The 20,104-nt window shown below is 66.7% G+C and carries 15 protein-coding genes and 1 pseudogene; 6 read left to right on the top strand and 10 right to left on the bottom strand.

Going from position 1 to position 20,104, the window contains the following annotated elements; all coding sequences use genetic code 11:
* The first annotated feature begins 21 nt into the window (after window positions 1-21).
* The 3 genes from J2X67_RS10700 (at window position 22) to J2X67_RS10690 (ending at window position 4,406) form a co-directional block, all read left to right on the top strand.
* Window positions 22-789, top strand: a complete 768-nt coding sequence (locus tag J2X67_RS10700) for a class II glutamine amidotransferase (protein ID WP_309952881.1) — start codon at window positions 22-24, stop codon at window positions 787-789.
* A 106-nt stretch (window positions 790-895) separates the two neighbouring features.
* On the top strand, window positions 896-3,106 hold the full coding sequence (locus J2X67_RS10695) for a TonB-dependent receptor (RefSeq protein ID WP_309952880.1): 2,211 nt from the start codon (window positions 896-898) through the stop codon (window positions 3,104-3,106).
* 1 nt (window position 3,107) lies between these two features.
* Window positions 3,108-4,406 carry a PepSY-associated TM helix domain-containing protein gene (locus J2X67_RS10690; RefSeq protein ID WP_309952879.1) on the top strand — a complete coding sequence of 433 codons (1,299 nt, stop codon included), beginning with the start codon at window positions 3,108-3,110 and terminating at the stop codon, window positions 4,404-4,406.
* Here J2X67_RS10690 and gshB read toward each other — a convergent pair.
* The 5 genes and pseudogenes from gshB to J2X67_RS10665 all read right to left on the bottom strand — a co-directional run bounded on the left by gshB (window position 4,366) and on the right by J2X67_RS10665 (window position 11,233).
* Complete coding sequence (gene gshB / locus J2X67_RS10685; protein WP_309952877.1) at window positions 4,366-5,322, bottom strand: glutathione synthase; 957 nt, start codon at window positions 5,320-5,322, stop codon at window positions 4,366-4,368. The genes J2X67_RS10690 and gshB overlap by 41 nt on opposite strands.
* On the bottom strand, window positions 5,322-6,590 hold the full coding sequence (locus J2X67_RS10680) for a benzoate/H(+) symporter BenE family transporter (protein ID WP_309952874.1): 1,269 nt from the start codon (window positions 6,588-6,590) through the stop codon (window positions 5,322-5,324). Before J2X67_RS10680 ends, gshB begins: the two co-directional genes overlap by 1 nt.
* Window positions 6,591-6,641: 51 nt before the next feature.
* Window positions 6,642-9,138 (bottom strand): annotated as a pseudogene (locus J2X67_RS10675) (ATP-binding cassette domain-containing protein).
* 11 nt (window positions 9,139-9,149) lie between these two features.
* Window positions 9,150-10,028, bottom strand: coding sequence for a branched-chain amino acid ABC transporter permease (locus J2X67_RS10670; protein WP_309952871.1), 879 nt, complete (start codon window positions 10,026-10,028; stop codon window positions 9,150-9,152).
* Entirely contained in the window at window positions 10,025-11,233 is a 1,209-nt protein-coding gene (locus J2X67_RS10665; RefSeq protein ID WP_309952869.1) for an ABC transporter substrate-binding protein, read from the bottom strand. Before J2X67_RS10665 ends, J2X67_RS10670 begins: the two co-directional genes overlap by 4 nt.
* Before the next feature lie 231 nt (window positions 11,234-11,464).
* Here J2X67_RS10665 and J2X67_RS10660 point away from each other — a divergent pair, with 231 nt between their 5' ends.
* From J2X67_RS10660 to J2X67_RS10650, 3 genes are read left to right on the top strand one after another with little or no spacing between them, the layout of a single operon-like run.
* Window positions 11,465-11,887 carry a nuclear transport factor 2 family protein gene (locus tag J2X67_RS10660; RefSeq protein ID WP_309952868.1) on the top strand — a complete coding sequence of 141 codons (423 nt, stop codon included), beginning with the start codon at window positions 11,465-11,467 and terminating at the stop codon, window positions 11,885-11,887.
* Between the two features lie 10 nt (window positions 11,888-11,897).
* Window positions 11,898-12,821 carry a polysaccharide deacetylase family protein gene (locus tag J2X67_RS10655; protein WP_309952867.1) on the top strand — a complete coding sequence of 308 codons (924 nt, stop codon included), beginning with the start codon at window positions 11,898-11,900 and terminating at the stop codon, window positions 12,819-12,821.
* Window positions 12,822-12,863: 42 nt separating this feature from the next.
* A complete protein-coding gene (locus J2X67_RS10650) occupies window positions 12,864-13,601 on the top strand; it encodes a GntR family transcriptional regulator (RefSeq protein ID WP_309952866.1) in 738 nt (245 codons plus the stop codon).
* Window positions 13,602-13,652: 51 nt separating this feature from the next.
* Here the strand turns inward: J2X67_RS10650 and J2X67_RS10645 are convergent, their stop codons facing one another.
* The 5 genes from J2X67_RS10645 to lptE form a co-directional block, all read right to left on the bottom strand.
* The gene (locus tag J2X67_RS10645; protein WP_309952865.1) at window positions 13,653-15,524 is read right to left on the bottom strand and encodes a potassium transporter Kup; all 1,872 of its coding nucleotides are present in this window, start codon (window positions 15,522-15,524) and stop codon (window positions 13,653-13,655) included.
* Window positions 15,525-15,698: 174 nt separating this feature from the next.
* Window positions 15,699-17,006, bottom strand: a complete 1,308-nt coding sequence (gshA, locus tag J2X67_RS10640; RefSeq protein ID WP_309952864.1) for a glutamate--cysteine ligase — start codon at window positions 17,004-17,006, stop codon at window positions 15,699-15,701.
* Between the two features lie 119 nt (window positions 17,007-17,125).
* Window positions 17,126-18,418, bottom strand: a complete 1,293-nt coding sequence (locus J2X67_RS10635; RefSeq protein WP_309952863.1) for a glutamate-5-semialdehyde dehydrogenase — start codon at window positions 18,416-18,418, stop codon at window positions 17,126-17,128.
* A gap of 65 nt (window positions 18,419-18,483) precedes the next feature.
* Window positions 18,484-19,551, bottom strand: coding sequence for a DNA polymerase III subunit delta (gene holA, locus J2X67_RS10630; RefSeq protein WP_309952861.1), 1,068 nt, complete (start codon window positions 19,549-19,551; stop codon window positions 18,484-18,486).
* A 27-nt stretch (window positions 19,552-19,578) separates the two neighbouring features.
* Window positions 19,579-20,100, bottom strand: a complete 522-nt coding sequence (gene lptE, locus J2X67_RS10625) for an LPS assembly lipoprotein LptE (RefSeq protein WP_309952859.1) — start codon at window positions 20,098-20,100, stop codon at window positions 19,579-19,581.
* Between the last annotated feature and the right edge of the window lie 4 nt (window positions 20,101-20,104).

Below are 20,104 nucleotides of genomic sequence, written 5' to 3'. Positions count from 1 at the left end.
CGCTCGCGCTTTAATAGCGCCATGTGCCAACTGCTCGGAATGAACTGCAACACGCCCACGGACGTGACCTTCAGCTTTACGGGCTTTGCCCAGCGTGGCGGCCGCACCGACCACCACGCCGACGGCTGGGGCATCGCCTTCTTCGAAGACCGGGGCCTGCGCCATTTCGTCGATCACATGCCCGCGAGCGAATCGCCGGTGGCCGAGCTGATCCGGCGCTACCCCATTCAAAGCCGCAACGTCGTTGCGCACATCCGCAAGGCGACCCAAGGCGCCATCAACCTGCAGAACTGCCACCCCTTCGTGCGTGAGCTGTGGGGCCGCTACTGGGTATTTGCCCACAACGGCGACCTGAAGGACTTTCGCCCGCGCCTGCACGGCAACTTTCACCCTGTGGGCAATACCGACAGCGAGCACGCCTTCTGCTGGCTGATGCAAGAGCTGGCCAAGTCGCATGCGGGCGTGCCGAGCATCGAGGAGCTCACGCTCACGCTGCGCGAACTGGCGCCGCAGCTCGCGCGCCACGGCACTTTCAACTTCATGCTGTCGAACGGGCAGGCGCTCTGGGCCCATGCTTCCACCAACCTCTGGTACGTGGAGCGCCGCCATCCCTTCGTCACCGCGCAGCTCGCGGACGAAGACCTCGAGATCGACTTTGCGCGGCACACCACGCCCAACGACCGGGTGGCCGTGGTGGTGACCGCGCCGCTCACCAGCAACGAAAGCTGGACGCCTTTCGTGCCGGGCGAGCTGCATGTGTTCGTGGACGGTCAGCGGCTGGGGCACTGAGGCGTTTCTACTGACACTTTTTCGCAACATTGAGAGAAAGTATCGGCAAACTGGCTCGACGAGGTAACAATAATGGTTCTCATTTGCGTCCCTTTCGAGCCTTTCAATGTCTTCTTCCTCCCCCTTCCTGCGCCCCAGCCTGCGCCCGACCGCTGCCGCCACGCTGCTCGCACTCCACGCCCTGGCCGCTTCGGCCCAGACCGCCGCGCCGGTTGAAGCCGCCGGAACCCTTGGCACCGTTACCGTCGAAGCCAGCGCCGACGCCTCGGCCGAGGGCCTGACCAAGCCGTTTGCCGGCGGCCAGGTGGCCCGCGGCGGGCGCGTGGGCATCCTGGGCAACCAGGACATGATGAGCACGCCGTTCTCCAGCACCAACTACACCAACGAACTCATCCAGGACCAGCAGGCCAAGAGCGTTGCCGACGTGCTGCTCAACGACCCGTCGGTGCGCCAGGCACGCGGCTTCGGCAACTTCCAGGAGCTGTACGTGGTGCGCGGCTTCCCCGTGTACTCGGACGACGTGGCCTACAACGGCCTCTACGGCATGCTGCCGCGCCAGTACATCGCCTCTGAATTCTTCGAGCGCGTGGAAGTGTTCCGCGGCGCCAACACCTTCCTGAACGGCGCCGCGCCCGGCGGCAGCGGCATTGGCGGCGCGATCAACCTGCTGCCCAAGCGCGCGCCGAACGAGCCGCTCACGCGAGTCGGCTTCGGCGTGCAGACCGGCGGCCAGGGCTACGTGAACCTCGACCTGGCGCGCCGCTTCGGCCCCGACGACAGCCTGGGCGTTCGCGTGAATGCCGTGCGCCGCGAAGGCGGCACCGGCGTCAACAAAGAGAGCCAGCAGCTCAGCGCCTTCGCCGTCGGCCTGGACTGGCGCAACCGCAACGTGCGCCTGTCGGCCGACTTCGGCTACCAGGACTACGACCTGAAGGACGGCCGCCCGAGCCTCACGCCCTCGTCGACGCTGCCGATTCCGCGCGCCCCCGACGCCAGCACCAACTTTGCGCAGCCGTGGACCTACTCGAAGGAGAAGGACAAGTTCGCCACGTTCCGCGGCGAGGTCGACATTACCGACAACATCACCGCCTGGGCCGCGGGCGGCGTGCGCCGCAGCAACGAAGACAACGTGCTGTCGAACCCCACCCTTACCGATGCATTCGGCAACACCAGCAACACGCGCTTCAGCAACACGCGCAAGGACCGCATCGGCACCGCCGAGATCGGCGTGCGCGGCAATTTCGCCACCGGCCCGGTGAAGCACACGGTGGTGGCTTCGGCCGCCACATACAGCAACGACCGCGACAACGCCTACACGATCTCGCGCGGCAGCCTGCGCAACAACATCTACGCGCCATACGCGTCGCCCTACCCGGTCGCCAACAACTTCACCGGCAACACGCTCGAAGACCCGCGCCTGACCGACAAGATCGACACCTCGAGCGTTGCCATTGCCGACACCATGTCCTTCATGGACGACCGCCTGCTGGTCACGCTCGGCGTGCGCCGCCAGACGATCGAGCAGACCAGCTTCGCCTACAACACGATCAAGCAGTCGAGCACCTACGACAAGAGCAAGACCACGCCGGTGGCCGGCGTCGTGTTCAAGATCACGCCGACCGTGTCGGCCTACGCCAACTACATCGAAGCGCTGGTCAAGGGCAACGTGGCGCCCGGCACGGTGAACAACCGCCCGGTTACCAACGCCGGCGAGGTGTTTGCGCCGTACCAGGCCAAGCAGAAGGAAGTCGGCGTCAAGTACGACGGCGGCACTGTCGGTGCAAGCGCGGCGTTCTTCACCACCGACCAGCCCACGTACCAGTACGAGGGCCAGACCTACGGCTTGTACGGCAAGCAGCGCAACCAGGGCCTGGAGTTCTCGGTATTCGGCCAGCCCACGAAGGGCCTGCGCCTGCTGGGCGGCCTGACGCTGCTCGACGCCAAGCAGAAGAACACCCAAGGCGGTGCCACCGACGGCCGCACGGCCATCGGCGTGGCCAAGCAGCAGGCCAACATCGGCGCCGAATGGGATGTGCCGGGCGTGCGCAACCTGTCGCTGAACGCGCGCCTGCTGTACACCTCCAAGCAGTACGCCAACGCCGCCAACACGCAGCAGATCCCGGGCTGGACGCGCTTCGACATCGGCGCGCGCTACCTGGTCGACCTGGGCAACGGCCGCGCACTCACGCTGCGCGCGCGCATCGACAACCTGTTCAACAAGTCGTACTGGGCGTCGGTGGGCGGCACGCAGGGCTCCAACTACCTGGTCCTCGGCGCACCGCGCACCTTTGCGGTAAGCGGCACCATCGACTTCTGAGATGCGTGCCTTCGCGACGACAGTGCACCGCTGGGCGGGCCTTGCGGTTGCACTGTTCCTCATTGTCTCGGGCCTGACCGGCGCAGTGATCTCGTGGGACCACGAGATCGACGGCTGGCTCAACAGCGATCTCTACGACACCCCGTCGCGCGGCCCGTTCCGCGATCCGTTCGACCTGGCTGCCGCGGTGGAGGCCCACGACCCGCGTGCACGGGTCGCGTACATGCCGCTTGGCTTCGAGGAAGGCCATGCGGCCGGCTACTTCGTGCAGCCGCGCACCGACCCCGCCACCGGAAAGCCCTACCGGCTTGACTACAACCGCGTGTACGTCGATCCGGTCACGGCCGAGATCCGCGGGCGGCGCGATTCGACCGCCATCTCGCTCAAGCCCGAGACGCTGATGCCGTTCCTGCGCAAGCTGCACTACACGCTGCATGTGCCGGCCGTCTGGGGCACCGACCGACTGGGCTACTGGATCATGGGCGGCGTGGCGCTGGTGTGGCTGCTCGACAGCTTTGTTGCGCTCTACCTCACAACGCCGCGTCGCCAGCGCCGGGCCGCGCACCCCGAGCACCGCCCCGCAGGCGAATGGTGGCGCCGCTGGAAGCCGGCATGGGCCGTCCGCTGGGCGGCCGGCGGCTACAAGCTCAACTTCGACCTGCACCGCGCGGGCGGGCTCTGGCTGTGGGCGCTGATCATCCTCATCGCCTTTACTTCGTTCTCGCTGAACCTCTACAAGGAGATCTTCCACCCGATGCTGTCGCTGGTGTCGAAGACCACGCCCGGCCCCTCGGCGCTGGTGCCGCTTGCGCCACTGGGCACGCGCATCGAACCCACCATAGGCTTTCGCCAGATCGTTGCGGACGCCGAGGCCGAAGCACGCCGGCGCGGCTGGACCACGCCGCTGGGCGGCGTGTTCTACAACCAGCGCGGCGGCTTCTACAACGTGTCGTTCTTCGACCATGCCTCGCACGACGACAGCGACGGCATGGGCTTGTCCAACCTCTACCTGGACGGCCGCGACGGCCACATCATCAGCAGCAACCGGCCGTGGCACGGCACTGCAGCCGACGTGTTCGCGCAATTGCAATTGCCGCTGCACGGCGGGCGCATCCTCGGGCTGCCAGGACGCATCCTGATGTCGCTCATGGGGCTGGCGGTTGCGGGCCTGTCCGTCACGGGCATCGTGATCTGGTGGCGCAAGCGGCGCGCGCGGCTGCTGCAGACGCGCCGGCAGCGCGAGGCGCTACCCGAGGGACTCAGCGCGGTACGGCAAGGTGCGCTTCGAGCGCATCGATGAACATCTTCGGCACGTCGAAGCCCGTCTGCTCGGTGATCTCCTGAAAGCAGGTCGGGCTGGTCACGTTGATCTCGGTGACCGAATCACCGATCACGTCGAGCCCGATCAGGAGCAGCCCGCGCGGCGCGAGCACACGGCCAATGGCCTCGGCGATCTCGCGGTTGCGCGGTGTGAGCGGTTGCGCCACGCCCTTGCCGCCCGCCGCCAGGTTGCCGCGCACCTCGGTGCCTTGCGGAATGCGCGCCAGCACAAAGGGCGCTGGCTCGCCCGCAATGATCAGGATGCGCTTGTCGCCCTGCACAACCTCGGGCACGAAGCGCTGCACCATGATGGTTTCGGCGCCGTCCTTGTTGAGCGTCTCGACGATGGAGCCCAGGTTCAGCGCGTCCTGCTTCACGCGGAAGATGCCCATGCCCCCCATGCCGTCGAGCGGCTTCAGGATGATGTCGCCATGCTCGGCATGGAAGTCGCGCACGGCCTGCGCGCTGCGCGTGACCAGCGTGGGCGTGACGAACTGCGGAAACTCCATGATCGCGAGCTTCTCGGGGTGGTCGCGCAGCGCGCGCGGCTTGTTCACCACGCGCGCACCTTCGCGCTCGGCCTGCTCGAGCAGGTGCGTTGCGTAGATGTACTCGGCGTCGAAAGGCGGGTCCTTGCGCATCAGCACCGCGTCGAAGTCCTTCAGCGCCTTGGCCTCGCCGATATCGACGCGGTACCAGTCCCTTGCGTCTCCGGTGAGGGTGATCTGCTGCACCGTGGCGGTGACCTGCCCGCCCGACTTCCACTGGATGTCCTGCGGCAGGCAGGCAGCAATGCGATAGCCGCGCCGCTGGGCCTCGCGCATCATCGAGAAGGTAGTGTCCTTGTAGATCTTGAAATGATCGAGCGGATCGGCGACGAAGAGGATGTTTTTCATCAGGGAGTCTTTCCGGCGCCGGGTGTGGCCGCCATGTTGCTGCTGTCTGGCGCGATGTTGCCGGAAGCGGCGATGTCCTTGCCGGCGGAGGCCTTTGTCTTCGTGCGCCCGGCCTGCTGCACCGCCAATGCCAGTGCGCCGGCCACCACGCCCCAGAAGGCCGAGCCGATGCCCAGAATGGCCACGCCCGAGAGCGTGACCAGGAAGGTGATGATCGCGGCCTCGCGGTGCGGCTCGTCGCGCACCGCGCCTGCGAGCCCGCTGCCAATGGTGCCCAGCAGCGCCAGTCCGGCAATGGCGGCGACCAGTTCTTTCGGAAACGCCGTGAGCAGCCCGGTGACCGCCGCACCGAAAAATGCGATCACCACGTAGATTGCGCCGCAGCTTGCGGCCGCCGTGTAGCGGCGCGCCGGGTCTTCATGCGCCTCGCGGCCCATGCAGATGGCGGCGCTGATGGCGCCCAGGTTCAAGGCAAATGCGCCGAAGGGTGCCAGCACCAGCGTTGTCAGTCCGGTGATGGTGATGAGCTTGCTCACCGGCAGGTCGCCGTAGCCCGCCGCCCGTATTGTTGCCACGCCCGGCAGGTTCTGCGAGGCCATGGTGACGATGAAGAGAGGCAAGGCCAGGCTGACGATGGCCTGCCAACTGAACACCGGCATGGTGAACACAGGCCAGGTGAGCGAAAAATGCACCGTCGACCAGCTCAGCTCGCCGCGCGCGGCCACGAAGGCAATAGCGGCCAGCAGCGTGATCGGCACCGCATAGCGCGGCAGCAAACGCTTGACAACCAGATAGGTGCCGAGCATCAGCAGCACCAGCGGCAACGCGGTCTTGGCGGCAATGAACGCATCCAGCCCGAAGCGCGCGAGCACACCGGCAAGCAGCGCCGAGGCAATCGCCATCGGGATCTTGTTCATGACCCGCTCGAACCAGCCCGTGGCGCCCGCGAGCACGATCAGCGCGGCGCAGGCAATGAAGGCGCCGACCGCCTCGCCCATTCCGTAGCTGCCAGCCGCCACGGCGAGCACGGCCGCGCCCGGCGTGCTCCAGGCAATCATCACCGGCTTGCGCCACCAGAGCGACAGCACGATGGAGGGCAGGCCCATGCCGATGCCCAGGGCCCACATCCAGGAGGCCGCGATCTCGGGCGTGGCACCGAAAGCCTGCGCGGCCTGGAACACGATGGCCACCGAACTCGTAAAGCCCACGAGCACCGCAACGAAGCCGGCGGTGAAGGCGGAAAGGCTCAGATCCTTGAAAAACGACATCGGGCGATTGTGCCCGGCAGGCAGCCCGGCCCAACCGCGCCAAGCTGCCTTTCAGTTCGCCCCAAGGTAAGCCCGCGCGAGCGCCCCGTCGGCCGCGATCTCGGCCGCACTGCCTTCGGCCACGATGCGCCCTCCCTCGATCACGTAGGCACGGTCGCACAGGGCCAGCGCAAGTGCCGCCATCTGGTCGACCAGCACCACGGTCAGCCCCTCGGCCCGCAGCGCGTCGAGCGCCTTGAACAGCTCGGCGATGATCTTCGGCGCCAGGCCCAGCGAGGGCTCGTCGAGCAGCAGCACGCGGGGCTTCGACATCAGGCCGCGCGCAATCGCCAGCATCTGCTGCTCGCCGCCCGAAAGCAGGCCGGCCCGCTGGTGCAGGCGCTCGCGCAGGCGCGGGAAGCGCCCGAGCATGGCCTCGGTGCGCGCCTCGATGTCGCGGCCGTCGAGAAAGGCGCCCAAGCGGATGTTGTCGCGCACGCTGAGTTCGGGAAACACCTGCCGGCCTTCGGGCACCAGCACCAGGCCGTGCGCCACGATGCGTTCGGCCGCCAGGCCCGCGAGTTCGATGCCGTCGATATGGATACCGCCCTGCACCGGCCGGTGCAAGCCCGCGAGCGAACGCATCAAGGTCGATTTGCCCGCGCCGTTGGCGCCGAGCAGCGCCACCAGTTCGCCGCGCCGCACGCGCAGGTCGATGCCGTGCAGCACCGGCTCCGCGCCGTAGCCGGCGACAAGGCCGCCAACGCCTAGCAACTCGGGCGCGTCGGCGTCAAGCGGCGGGCGCGGCTGCCGGCTGTCTGCCGGCGCATCGTCTGCCGCGATGGCTTCGCCAAGGTAGGCCTTGCGCACCGCAGGGTCCGCCTGTATCGCGGCCACGCCGCCCACGGCGAGCCTTCGGCCGGCGTCCAGCACCACGATGTGGTCCGAGATGCCCATCACGAGTTCCATGTCGTGCTCGACCAGCAGCACGCCGATGCCCGCGGCTGCGATGCGCTGCAGCAGCGCCGCAAGGCGGGCCTTGTCCTCGCGCGAAAGGCCGGCCGCGGGCTCGTCGAGCAAGAGCGCTTGCGGCGCGGTGGCCAGCGCGCGTGCGATTTCGACGAGGCGCCGGTCGACGTGCGCGAGGTCTGCGGCCCGCGCCTTTGCAGACCCTGCATAGCCGCAGAACGCAAGCAGCCTCCGCGCCTCGGCACGCGCTGCCGACGAGCGGAAGCGCCGCGCGCCGAGCAGCGGCCCGAGCGTGCCGCGGCCCAGGGCGAGCGCCACGTTGTCTTCGACGCTGAGGCTGCCGAAGAGCTGCGAGGTCTGGTAGGTGCGCGCCACGCCGGCTCGCGCAATGCGATAGGCGCGCTGCCCTTGCAAGGCCGACTCGCCCAGGCAAAAACCACCGCCAGTGGGCCGGTAGAACCCGCTCAGCATGTTCAGCACCGTGGTCTTGCCTGCACCATTGGGGCCTATCAGGCTGGTGATGCCGCCAGGCTGCGTGGCAAAGGCCAGGTCGCCCACCGCGCGCACCCCGCCGAACTGCATCGTGAGGCCCTCGGTACGGATCGGTGTGCCCGTTGTGCGCGGCGCGAGGCCTGCATCTCCGCTTGCCGCAAGCGGCGCTTCTGCTGGCTGCTTGCCCATGCCGGAAGCGATGCGGCGCCAGAGCCCGGCTGCGCCCTCGGGTGCAACCCACAGCACGACCAGCAAGAGCAGGCCGAAGATCAGCAGCCGGTATTCCTCGAGGCTCGCGAGCAGCTCGGGCAGCAAGCCCACGACCAGCGCTCCCACCAGCGGCCCTCCTACGGAGCCCGCTCCGCCGATCATCACCACGAGCACGAACAGGATCGACTGGCCGAAGCCGAAGGTGTGCGGCGTGACGAAGCCCGAGAGCGGCGCGAACAGCCCGCCCGCCGCGCCGGCACAGAGCGCAGAGATGGCAAAGGCCACTGTCTTGATGCGCAGCGGATCGAGGCCGACCGATTCGGCTGCTGTTTCGCTGTCGCGCACCGCGCGCATCGCAGCACCCCAGCCGCCGCGCGAAAGCATCGCAAAGGCCGCGACCGCCGCGCCTGCCGTGAGCACCGCGAGCATTGCCGCCGCGCGCTCGCCCTGCACAAGGCCGCCGAGCACCGGACCCGCAATACCCATGATCCCGTTCTGCCCACCCGTGAGGTCGCGCGCCTCGACGATTGCATGCTCGACGATGAAGCCGAAGGCGATGGTGATCATCGCAAGGTACGGCCCTCTGGCCCGCAGCGCCGGCAACGCGAGCAATGCGCCCATGCCGCCGGCGATCAGCGCGCCCGCAGGCCAGGCGGCCCAGAAGCTCCAACCGGCCTTGCCCGTGAGAATGGCGACCGCGTAGGCGCCGATGGCGTAGAAGCCCACATGCCCGAAGGACATCTGCCCCGTGAGGCCGAGCAGCACGTTGAGCCCGACGCACAATGGCGAACAGCGCAACGTTGGCGAGCACGAAGACGTAGTAGCCGTTGACCGTGGCCGCGAGCGCCACACCCGCCGCCATGGCCGCCGCGAGCCCTGCCAGCGCGGCCCAGCGCATGCCGGTTCCGCTCATACCTTTTTTACCGCTGCGCGGCCGAAGAGCCCCTGGGGCCGCAGCGCCAGCACCGCGATCACAAGACCGAAGGTCAGGATCTGCGTGTAGCCCGAGCCGAGAGTGGCGGTGATCAGCGCCTCGGCCAGGCCGAACAGCAGGCCCGCGCCCATCACGCCCCATGCGCTTGTAATGCCGCCGAGAATCGCGACCGCGAAAGCCTTGAGCCCGAATAGCGTGCCCATGTCGGCCTGCACGTTGAAGAGCGGCGCGATCAGCACGCCCGCCACGCCCGCGAGCACCGCCGACAGCGCAAAGGCCGCAGCCACTGCGCGGCGGATCGGAATGCCCATGAGCCGCGCGGCCGCGGGGTTCTGCACCACGGCCAGCATGCCGATGCCCCAGCGCGTGCGGCGCGCCACCATGTGCAGCACCGCCGCAAGCGCGAGGCCGGCCAGCGGAATCAGCAACTGAAGCGGATACACGCCAAGCCCCACCTCGCCCACCTGCAGCGGCGTGACGGCGAGCGGCGAAGGCAGGCTGCGCGGCTCCTTGCCGAAGGTGAACATCACCAGGTTGTCGACCACCATGCCAAGCGCCACGGTCGCCATCAGCCAGGCTTCGGAACCGCGGCTCGCGAAGGGCCGCACCGCCGCAAACTCGACCAGGAGCCCGTAGGCGCCGCAGAGCGCAAGCGCCAGCAGCACCGCAAGCGGCATCGGCCAGCCCAGCGTCTGCGCAAACCAGAAGGTGAACACCGCGCCCAGCATCATTGCACTGCCCTGCGCGAAGTTGACCGTGCCCGAGACGGCGAAGGTCACGTGGAAGCCGAGCGCGACCAGCCCGTACATGCTGCCGAGCCCCAGCCCGCTGATCCATGCGGACAGCAGCATCATTTAGCCGCGGCCATGCCCACCGGCAGGATGCGGTTGTCGATGAACTGCGCCCACACATAGTCGCCCGCGGTCACCGCGTCGTGCACGCCGGGCGAAAAGGGCTTGTCGTAGGTCTTGATGAGGCCTTCGTACTTGCCGATCTTGTAGAAGCCCTGGCGCACTGCGTCGCCTTCGGTCGAGCCGGCGGCTGCGATTGCGAGTGCGGCAAGCTGCATGCCGTCGTAGGCATTGGCCACGCCCACGGCCGGCGTGATGTCGTCCGGGCCCTTGATCGCCGGGTACTTTGCCTTGAGCGCCGCAATCACCTTCTCGCCGACCGGCGACTGCTTGCCGAAGAAGCTGTAGGTCTGCACGAAGTGCACGTTCTTGCCGTTGGGGCCGGCCAGTTCGGTGAAGCGGCCGCCGGCAGGGCCCCAGTGCGAAACGATAGGTACTTGCCAGCCCATGCGGTCGAGCGACTTCACCACCTGGGCCGAGGGACCGACGTTGCCCACCATGAAGAGCGTGTCGGCGCCCGCGGCCTTCAGGCGCGTGAGCTGCGGCACCACGTCGACGTCGTTGCCGTCGAACTTTTCAACGCCCACGGCCTTCAGGCCCTTGGCCGCGAGCGCGGTGTGCAAGCCCTTCTCGTTCGACTCGCCCCAAGGATTGTTCACCAGGATCATGCCGAACTTGCTCGACTTGAAGGTCTTCTGTGCGTAGTCGAGCATGCCGACGTTGACGATCTCATCGACCGCGGACACGCGGAAGGCGTAGTTTGGGTTGGCGCCGTTCTTGGTGATTGGCGTGCCAGCGGCCCAAGGGCCCATGAACGGGGTCTTCTCCTGGTTGGCAATCGGCACGATGGCCATCGACACGGGCGTGTCGAGCCCGCCGAACAGTACCGCCACCTTCTCCTTGAAGATCAACTCGCGCGCGGCAACCACGCCCTTGGCGGGGTTGGCCTCGTCGTCGCGGCGCACCAGTTCGAGCTTGCGCCCGCCAAGCAGGCCACCCTTGGCGTTGATCTCGTCGATGGCGACCGTGAGGCCCCGCGTGATGGCCTCGCCCGCCAACGCCGACTGGCCCGAGAGCGCGGTAACGAGGCCGATCTTGATCGGATCGGCAGCGAAGGCCGAGCCCGCAGCCAGGCCGGTTGCGGCCGCAGCGGCGGCCAGGCAAAGCGAGCGGCGGCTCAGGCGGGGAAGGCGGATGGTGCGGGTCATGGCGAGCTCCTGGATCGAAGGGGACAACAACGGGCGGCACCCAACAAGGTGCATCGACGTCCGCCGAAGCGGCTGGTTCGATCCGGATGCAAGCGCCATGCCAAGTTAACAATTCATCATCAATATTGTCGACAATTCGATATCTGCCAAGTTGACAATTCGGCACGGGAATTGCTGCACCGATTCCACGCCTTTCGCCATGCACCACCATGGCCCACCAATGGAGACCTCATGGATACACGCACCGCACCCACGCTTACCGACCCTGCTTCAGTGGTCGACGAATTCCTTCGGCTGGTGATGATTCCGGACCCCGAATCGGCGTCGCGCTACACCGCGCCCGGCATCCGCATCCGCTTTACGGGCAACCGCCCGATGCAGGCACCCGGCGACACCTCGGCCTTCAATGCCAAGCGCTATGCATGGGTCAAGAAGAAGATCGAGCGCACCGAGGTAGTGGCCGGCGGCACGCCGGAAGAATCCGTGGTCTACAGCCTGGGCACGCTCTATGGCGCATGGCCGGACGGCACGGCCTTCGAGGGCAACCGCTATGTCGACCGCTACGTGGTGAGCCACGGACTCATCGTTCAGATGGACGTGTGGAACGACAGCGCCGAGTGGCTGCTGGTGCGCGCCGGACTTGCGGTGCTGTGAGGCAGGGCGCATGACAACGCGCTGGCCCGAGTTGCTGCCCTCGCACGGCCGCTTCGACTACCGGCCGATCACGCGGCGGCCCGACTACGCGTGGCCCAATGGTGCACGGCTTGCCGTGTACCTGGGTTTCAACATCGAGCACTTCGCGTTCGGCGACGGGCTCGGCGCCTGCATCGGCCCGGCCTCGCCGCAGCCCGACGTGCTGAACCACGGCTGGCGCGAGTACGGCAACCGCGTGGGCGCATGGCGTTGCCTCGAGCTCTTCGATGCGCTCGGGCTGCCCACGGGTGCGCTGGTGAACACCGCGCTCTACGACCACTGTCCAGAACTGGTGCAGGCCTTGGTGGCGCGCGGCGACGAACTCATCGGGCATGGGCACAGCAATGCCGAGCGCCAGGGCGCCCTGGATGAAGCCCACGAGCGCGCATTGCTTGTGCGCTGCCGCGAGCGCATGCTGCGCGAAAGCGGGCAGGCGCCGGCGGGATGGCTGTCGCCGTGGATCTCCGAAAGCGCGCTCACGCCAGACCTGCTTGCGGAGACTGGCTACGGCTACACGCTCAACTGGTGCCATGACGACCAGCCCGTGCGAATGCGCACGCGCGGAGGCGGCGCGATCTGGTCGGTGCCCTACCCGCAGGAGCTCAACGACATTCCGATGATCGTCGGCCGCCTGATGGATGCGAAAGACTTCAGCGCCATGGTGATCGACAACTTCGACGAGATGCGCGAGCAGGCGCGCGCGCAGCCGCTGGTGATGGGCCTCGCGCTGCATCCATACATCGTGGGCCAGCCTTACCGGCTGCGGCATCTGCGCACGGCGCTCGCGCACCTTGCACGCGCGCGCGACCGAGGCGAGATCTGGTTCACCACGCCGGGTGCAATTGCTGCGCACGTTGCGCAGCTTGCCGGGCAGCGCCCCGGGGAGTTCGACTGAGGCGGGCTCGATAATCGGCGCGTCGACCTGCTCATCCTGCCCATGGCCCGCTCTCCTTCTTCGCTGAAACCCACCGCCGCAAGGCCGCCCGCGCAGGACGCCGCTTCTGACGATGGCGACATCGAGGAGCGCATCTACCGCTCGGTGTTCGAAGGCGTGACCCACCAGCGTCTTGCGCCCGGCACCAAATTGCCCGAGGCATCGCTGTGCGAACTCTTCGGCGTGAGCCGCGCAATGGTGCGCAAGGTGCTGCAGCGGCTTGCGCACGATCACATCGTGGAGTTGCGGCCGAACCGCGGCGCCATCGTGGCCATGCCCTCGCCCGAGGAAACGCGGCAGATTTTCGAGGCTCGCCGTGCGCTCGAGGCGGCGCTGGTGCGCATGGCGGTGCGCAATGCCACCCGCGCCGAAATTGCCGAGCTGCGCCGGCACCTGAAAGAAGAGCATGCGGCAATGCACCGCTACACGCAGCCGGAGTGGGCGCGGCTCGCGAGCTCGTTCCACCTGCGCGTTGCCCGGCTCGCGCGCAACCCGATCCTGGAGCGCTACCTGACGGAACTGATGTCGCGCTGCTCGCTGATCGTTGCGCTCTACGAGCCGCCCGGCAATGCCGCCTGCGAACACGACGAACACGCCGAAGTGGTCGACGCAATTGCGCGGGGCGACGCCGACACCGCGGTGCGGCTCATGGAAGAGCACCTGCTGGTGCTGGAGCGCAACATCGCGCTCGACCGCCCGGCCTCGCAGCGCAGCCTGGGGCAGATGCTGGGCCTCGGCTGAGGCGTAACCAGTCAATGAGGCAGCCGGGCGCAGGCGGCCCGAGCCATCACCTTAAATCTCGATCTTCGAGCCCAGCTCCACCACCGCGTTGTTCGGCAGCCCCAGGAACGCGGCCGCGCCGCTCGCGTTGTGGTGCATTTGCGCAAACAGCTTTTCACGCCACGGCGCCATGCCGCTTCCGAGGGTGGGAATGACGACGTCGCGCGAGAGAAAGTAGCTCGTCGCCATGGGCTCGAGCTGGCAGCCGCGCAGGCGCGCATGGTCGAGCGCGCGGGGCAGGTCGACGTCGTTCTTGAAGCCGTAGTGCACGATGATCTGCCAGCAATGGTGGCCGAGCGCCTCGATCTCGATGCGCTTGTCCATCGGGATCCAGGGCACTTCGTGGTTGCGCACGGTGACGAACATGTTCTGCTCGTGCAGCACCTTGTTGTGCTTCAGGTTGTGCAGCAGTGCATTGGGCAGCACGCCCGGCTCGGCGGTAAGGAACACCGCCGTGCCTTCCACCCGCGCGGGCGGGCTTTCGAACACCGAGTCGAGAAAGGCCTTGAGCTCGATCGCATCGGCGCGCTGCACCTCGCCCATCAGGCGGCGGCCCTCCTTCCAGGTGATCATCAAGGTGAACACTGCACCGCCGATGACCAGCGGGAACCAGCCGCCTTCGAAGAGCTTGAGCAGGTTCGATGCGAAGAACAGGAAGTCGACCACGAAGAAAACGGCCGTGGACGCAATGCACAGGGCCAGCGGCAGCTTCCATGCATAGCGGATCACGAAGAAGGTGAGCACCGTGGTAATGAGCATGTCGGTGGTTACCGCAATGCCGTAGGCGGCGGCCAGGCTGCTCGACGAGCGGAACATGACAACCGCCAGCACGATGGCCACGAACAGGCCCCAGTTGACCAGCGGAATGTAGATCTGCCCGGCCGTGCGCACGCTCGTGTGCTCGATGTTCAGGCGCGGCAGGTAACCCAACTGGATCACCTGGCGCGTGACGCTGAAGGCGCCGGTAATGAGCGCTTGCGACGCGATGACGGTGGCCGCCGTAGCCAGCAGCACCAGCGGAATGAGCGCCCATTCAGGTGCCATCATGAAGAACGGGTTCTTCACTGCGTCGGGGTTCTCGAGCAGCAATGCGCCCTGGCCGAAGTAGTTGAGCGTGAGCGCCGGCATCACCACCGTGAACCACGCCAGGCGAATCGGCCGCTTGCCGAAGTGGCCCAGGTCGGCATACAGCGCCTCGGCACCCGTCACGCACAGCACCGTGGCGCCCAGCAGGATGAAGCTGGTGCCCGGGTTGTCCCACATGAACTTCAGCGCGAACCAGGGGTTCAGCGCCTTGAGGATTTCGGGGTGGTGAATGATTTGCGAGACGCCGAGCACGGCAATGGCCAGGAACCACACCAGCGTGATCGGGCCGAAGAACTTGCCGATGCCCGCAGTGCCCCGCTTTTGCACCACGAACAGGCCGAACAGCACCACCAGCGTGACCGGCAGCACATAGTGCTTGAAGTGGGGCGACACCACTTCGAGGCCCTCGACCGCCGAAAGCACCGAAATGGCGGGCGTAATGACGCCGTCGCCATAGAAAAGCGAGGTGCCGAAGATGCCCACCAGCAGCAGCACGTTGCGCAGCTTGGGCTTGTCGGCCACCGCGCGCGACGCCAGGGCCAGCATGGCGACCAGGCCGCCCTCGCCTTCGTTGTCGGCCCGCAGCACCAGCACCACGTACTTGATGGAGACGATGACGGTGAGCGTCCAGAAGAACATCGACAGGATGCCGTAGACGTTCTCGACGGTGAAAGGAAGATGGCCGTGGCCGAACACTTCCTTGACTGCATACAGCACGCTGGTGCCGATGTCGCCATAGACGACACCGATGGTGCCGATGATCAAGGCGGCGGCGGAAGAAGATTTGGGAGGTGACACGAAGTCGATGGGAAAAAGAACGGACTGCAAGCGCGTAACAAGACGTCACACGCAACGGAGTGCTGCCGCGGTGGCGTATCCAGCCGCTTCGCGCACCCTCCGCCCTTTTGTTTCCTTTACTGTGGGGCCGCTATTTTGCCGCCGCCTGCCCCTGCCGCAAGCCGCCCCGGGAAATCATTCGTAGATTTCAGCGTCCGGATCTGTGGCTTCCATCTCGTAACTGGCTGCCACCATGGCCAGGCGGCCCACCACGCCATACATGTAGAAGCGGTTGGGTGCGCTCGCGCCGGGCTTGGCGCCGGGCTGCGGCAGATGCGCGCTTTCCGAAAAAGCCAGCGGCACGAAGCTCGCGCCGGGAGACTTCAGGTTTTCGTCCGGGGCGCGCTCGGCATGCACGCGGTAGAAGCCGCCCACCACGTAGCGGTCCATCATGTAGACCACCGGTTCGGCCACGCCGTTGTGCACGCGCTCGTTGGTCAGCACGCCTTCCTGCACGATCACCTCGCCGGGCCCGCGCAGTTCCCTGGCCGCGGCGGCCTTGCTGCCGGCTGCGGCGCGCGGCTTTCCGACGAGGCCTTCGACCTCTTTCGCGTCGTGCACCGTGATCACGCCCGGGCCGTCACTGCCGGTATGGCCCTTGACGATCACGAAGGGCTTCTCGTTGATGCCGTATTCCTTGTACTTGCGGCGCACCTTGGTCAGCACGGCGTCCACATGGCTGGTCAGCACGTCGATGCCGCGGCCTTCGGCAAAGTCGATGCCTTCGGCGCGCGCATAGATGGGGTTGATGAGCCAGGGGTCGATGCCCAGCAGCTTGCCGAAACGCTTGGAAAGCTCTTCATAGCTGTGCAGGTGGTTGCTCTTGCGCCGCACCGACCAGCCGGCATGCAGCGGCGGCAGCAGGTACTGTTCGTGCAGGTCTTCCAGAATGCCTGGCGTGCCGGCCGAAAGCTCGTTGTTGAGCAGGATGGTGCAGGGGTCGAAGTTCTTGAGCCCCAGGCGCCGCTTGCTGCGCACCACGGGCTCCAGGCACACGGTTTCGCCGTTGGGCAGCTCGATCTTCTTGGGCGACTTGATCGCCGGGTCGATGGAGCCCACCCGCACGTTGAGTCCCGCCATGTGGAAGATGCGCACCAGTTGCGCAATGTTGGCAAGGTAGAAGGTGTTCTTCGAGTGATTCTCGGGAATGACCAGGAGGTTGCGCGCCTCGGGACAGATTTTCTCGATGGCGGCCTGCGCGGCCTGCACCGCGAGCGGCAGCATTTCCTTGGTGAGATTGTTCCAGCCACCCGGAAAAAGGTTGGTGTCGACCGGCGCAAGCTTGAAGCCGGCATTGCGGATGTCGACCGCGCTGTAGAACGGCGGCGTGTGCTCCATCCATTCGAGCCGGAACCAGCGCTCGATGGCGGGCGTGGAGTCGAGTACCCGCTGCTCCAGTTCGTTGATCGGGCCGGTCAGGGCGGTGACTAGATGCGGAACCATGCGGCGGCCTTATTGGATTTGTACTTGAAGGTATAGCGGAATTGTAGGATTTGGGGGTGGCCGCCCCAATGACAAGACTACGTATACCGGACTTGGTTCAGTCCGCCGCCTTCCAGGTCTCAGGTGCGCACTTCGCCCTGCCCGAGCACCACGTACTTGAGCGAGGTCAGCCCTTCGATGCCGACCGGTCCGCGCGCATGGAATTTGTCGGTGCTGATGCCGATCTCGGCCCCCAGGCCAAACTCGAAACCGTCTGCGAAGCGTGTACTCGCATTGACCATGACGCTGGCCGAATCGACCTCTCGCAAAAAGCGCTGCGCATGCACGTGGTCGCGCGTGACGATGGCGTCGGTGTGATGGCTCGAGTAGCGGTTGATGTGCGCAATGGCTTCGTCGACGCCTTCGACCACCTTGATGCTGATCACGGCGGCAAGGTATTCCTCGGACCAGTCGGACTCGACCGCATCGACGATTCTTGCGTTTGAACCTGCGGCATCGTCCGCGCGCAGGATGCGGGCCGCGACCGGGTCGCAGCGCATTTCCACGCCCTTGGCTGCAAAGATGGCGCCGATGCGGGGCAGGAAGTCTTCGGCCACCGCCGCCGACACCAGCAGGCCTTCGGCCGCGTTGCAGGGGCTGTATTTCTGGGTCTTGGCGTTGTCGACGATGCGCAGCGCCATTTCAAATTCGGCCGAGTCGTCCACGTAGACGTGGCAATTGCCGTCCAGGTGCTTGATGACCGGCACCTTCGCGTCGCGGCTGATGCGCTCGATCAGGCCCTTGCCGCCGCGCGGAATGATCACGTCCACGAACTCGGGCATGGCAATGAGCTGGCCCACGGCCTCGCGGTCGGTGGTTTGCACCAGTTGCACTGCATCGACCGGCAGGCCGGCTTCGGCCAGCGCCTCGGACACCAGCAGCGCCAGCGCCTTGTTCGATTCGATGGCTTCCGAACCGCCGCGCAGAATGGCTGCGTTGCCGCTCTTGATGGCCAGGCTCGCAGCCTCGATGGTCACGTTGGGCCGGCTCTCGTAGATCATGCCGAACACGCCGATGGGCACGCGCATCTGGCCCACGCGAATACCGCTGGGCTGCTGCTTCATGCCGATGATCTCGCCGATCACATCGGCCATGCCGGCGAGCTGCTCGCAGCCCTGGGCCACCGTTTCGATGACCTTGGGCGTGAGCTTGAGGCGGTCGACCATCGGAGCCGACAGCCCCGCGGCCGTGGCACGCTCCAGATCCCTCTGGTTGGCCTCCGAAAGGCCGGGGCCGGCTTCGCGCAGGCGCTTGGCCAAGGCCTTCAATGCTCTGTTTTTGGTAGCTGCATCCGCACGGGCCATGAGGAATGCGGCAGATTTGGCTTGCAGGCCGAGGGCCTGCATGTGCTCGCTGACGTTGAACGCGTTCATGTCGGCATTTTCCTGCATTTGGATCAACCCCGGGCTTTGCACCCCTTGGTGTTGTCCTTTCTCTCTCAGCGAGAGGGAGCCGGGCCGCTGCTGCAGGCGCGGCACAGCATCAGCGCCAGACGCTGCAGCGCCTGCCAGCCAGTAGCAGGCCAATCAGGCTGCTTGAGCCCCTTGCAGATGCCATCGACCACATGCGCAGCGCGCAGCAGCCGGGCCAGCATGCGATCGTCAAGCCGGGGCAGCACGCGCTCGAAAGCCCGTTCGCGCGGGCCCCAGATGCGGTTCTCGCGCAGCGCCATGGGCAGGGGGCGGCCCGAGGCCATCGCATCTTTGACGCGCTTCAGCGCACGGATGTCCTCGGCAATCGTGTAGTGCACCAGCACCTCGGCCTCGCCTTCGGCCTGCAGGCCGTCGAGCATGCGTGCCACTCGCTGCGGATTGCCCGCAAGCACGGCCTCCGACAACTTGAACACGTCATAGCGCGCCACGTTGTTGACTGCGCCCTCGACCTGCTCCCAGCTCAGTTCGCCCGCCGGATGCAGCAGCGCGAGCTTCTGGATTTCCTGGTGCGCAGCGAGCAGGTTGCCTTCGACGCGGTCGGCAAAGAACTGCAGCGTGCGCTGGCCTTCATCGCCCGGCATCACGCGCTGGCCCTGCAGGCCCAGGCGCTGTGCAATCCATTGCGGCAGCGCGGCGCGCTCGATGGGATCGACCTGGATGCTCACGCCGTTGTTCTCGAGCGCCGAAAACCAGGCGCCCGTGCGCGTGGCCTTGTCCAGCCGCGGGAGCATCACCAGCGTGAGCGTGCTGTCGTTGCCCTGCGCCGCCTCGGCCAGTTGCTGCAACGCCGTGCTGCCGTCCTTGCCGGGCTTGCCCGAGGGAATGCGGATCTCGACGATCTGCTTGTCGGCGAAGAGCGAGAGCGAACCGCCCGCCGCAAGCACCGCGCTCCAGTCGAAGTGCGCACCGGCCACGGTGTAAGAGCTGCGCTCGGTATAACCCTGGGTGCGCGCCGCGGCGCGAATCGCATCCGCGGCCTCTTGCGCGAGCAACGGCTCGTCGCCGTGGATCGTGTAGAGAGACTTCAGCCCCTTTTGCAGATGGGGCCCGAGCTGGGCGCTGGCAAGTTGCATGGGATCGCGGCAGTCGCAGATTCGTGCCTAGAGTTCCTTGACCGCAGCCAGGCGGCGCATCAGCTGCTGCGCAATGTCGGCCTGCATGTCGCGGTACAGCAGCTCGGCCTCGCCGTCTTTTGCAAGCGCGTTGGTTTCGTTGAAGCTCAGGTCGCGCGTCTGCGAAACCTCGGTTGCCGGCAGCAAGGCCTTGCCGCCGGGCGTGCGCAGCGAGAAGCGCACACGCAGTTGCAGTTGCAGCTCGCGCAGTGCGCCCGCCGAGTTGGTCGAGATCACGAAGCGATCGCGGCTCTCGTTGAGAATCTCGAGAATCGCGTCGGCGTTCTGTGCCTCGGTGGGCGGCACCAGCGTTACCGTGCCGGCGGCGCGCATTTCGCGGCGCAGCCGGTTGATGAGCTCCGAATTGCCCGACACGGCCAGCGTCTTGAATGCGAACACGGGTGCCTTGCGCAGCTCGAACCCGCAGCCGGCCAACCCCAGGCTTGCGCCCGCGGCGGCAAGGCCCTGTAGAAAGCTGCGGCGCGGCAGCGAGGCAATTCGATTGTTCATGCTT

The sequence above is a fragment of the Variovorax sp. 3319 genome (assembly GCF_031456585.1).
Taxonomy (GTDB): Bacteria; Pseudomonadota; Gammaproteobacteria; order Burkholderiales; family Burkholderiaceae_C; genus Variovorax; species Variovorax paradoxus_P.
This window is presented reverse-complemented; position numbering and strand designations above follow the sequence as displayed.

Excerpts from the sequence above, each read along its gene's own strand:
- J2X67_RS10700 (WP_309952881.1), top strand. The coding sequence starts at position 22 with ATGTGCCAACTGCTCGGAATGAACTGCAACACGCCCACGGACGTGACC.
- J2X67_RS10695 (WP_309952880.1), top strand. The coding sequence starts at position 896 with ATGTCTTCTTCCTCCCCCTTCCTGCGCCCCAGCCTGCGCCCGACCGCT.
- J2X67_RS10690 (WP_309952879.1), top strand. The coding sequence starts at position 3,108 with ATGCGTGCCTTCGCGACGACAGTGCACCGCTGGGCGGGCCTTGCGGTT.
- gshB (WP_309952877.1), bottom strand. The coding sequence starts at position 5,322 with ATGAAAAACATCCTCTTCGTCGCCGATCCGCTCGATCATTTCAAGATC.
- J2X67_RS10680 (WP_309952874.1), bottom strand. The coding sequence starts at position 6,590 with ATGTCGTTTTTCAAGGATCTGAGCCTTTCCGCCTTCACCGCCGGCTTC.
- J2X67_RS10670 (WP_309952871.1), bottom strand. The coding sequence starts at position 10,028 with ATGATGCTGCTGTCCGCATGGATCAGCGGGCTGGGGCTCGGCAGCATG.
- J2X67_RS10665 (WP_309952869.1), bottom strand. The coding sequence starts at position 11,233 with ATGACCCGCACCATCCGCCTTCCCCGCCTGAGCCGCCGCTCGCTTTGC.
- J2X67_RS10660 (WP_309952868.1), top strand. The coding sequence starts at position 11,465 with ATGGATACACGCACCGCACCCACGCTTACCGACCCTGCTTCAGTGGTC.
- J2X67_RS10655 (WP_309952867.1), top strand. The coding sequence starts at position 11,898 with ATGACAACGCGCTGGCCCGAGTTGCTGCCCTCGCACGGCCGCTTCGAC.
- J2X67_RS10650 (WP_309952866.1), top strand. The coding sequence starts at position 12,864 with ATGGCCCGCTCTCCTTCTTCGCTGAAACCCACCGCCGCAAGGCCGCCC.
- gshA (WP_309952864.1), bottom strand. The coding sequence starts at position 17,006 with ATGGTTCCGCATCTAGTCACCGCCCTGACCGGCCCGATCAACGAACTG.
- J2X67_RS10635 (WP_309952863.1), bottom strand. The coding sequence starts at position 18,418 with ATGAACGCGTTCAACGTCAGCGAGCACATGCAGGCCCTCGGCCTGCAA.
- holA (WP_309952861.1), bottom strand. The coding sequence starts at position 19,551 with ATGCAACTTGCCAGCGCCCAGCTCGGGCCCCATCTGCAAAAGGGGCTG.
- lptE (WP_309952859.1), bottom strand. The coding sequence starts at position 20,100 with ATGAACAATCGAATTGCCTCGCTGCCGCGCCGCAGCTTTCTACAGGGC.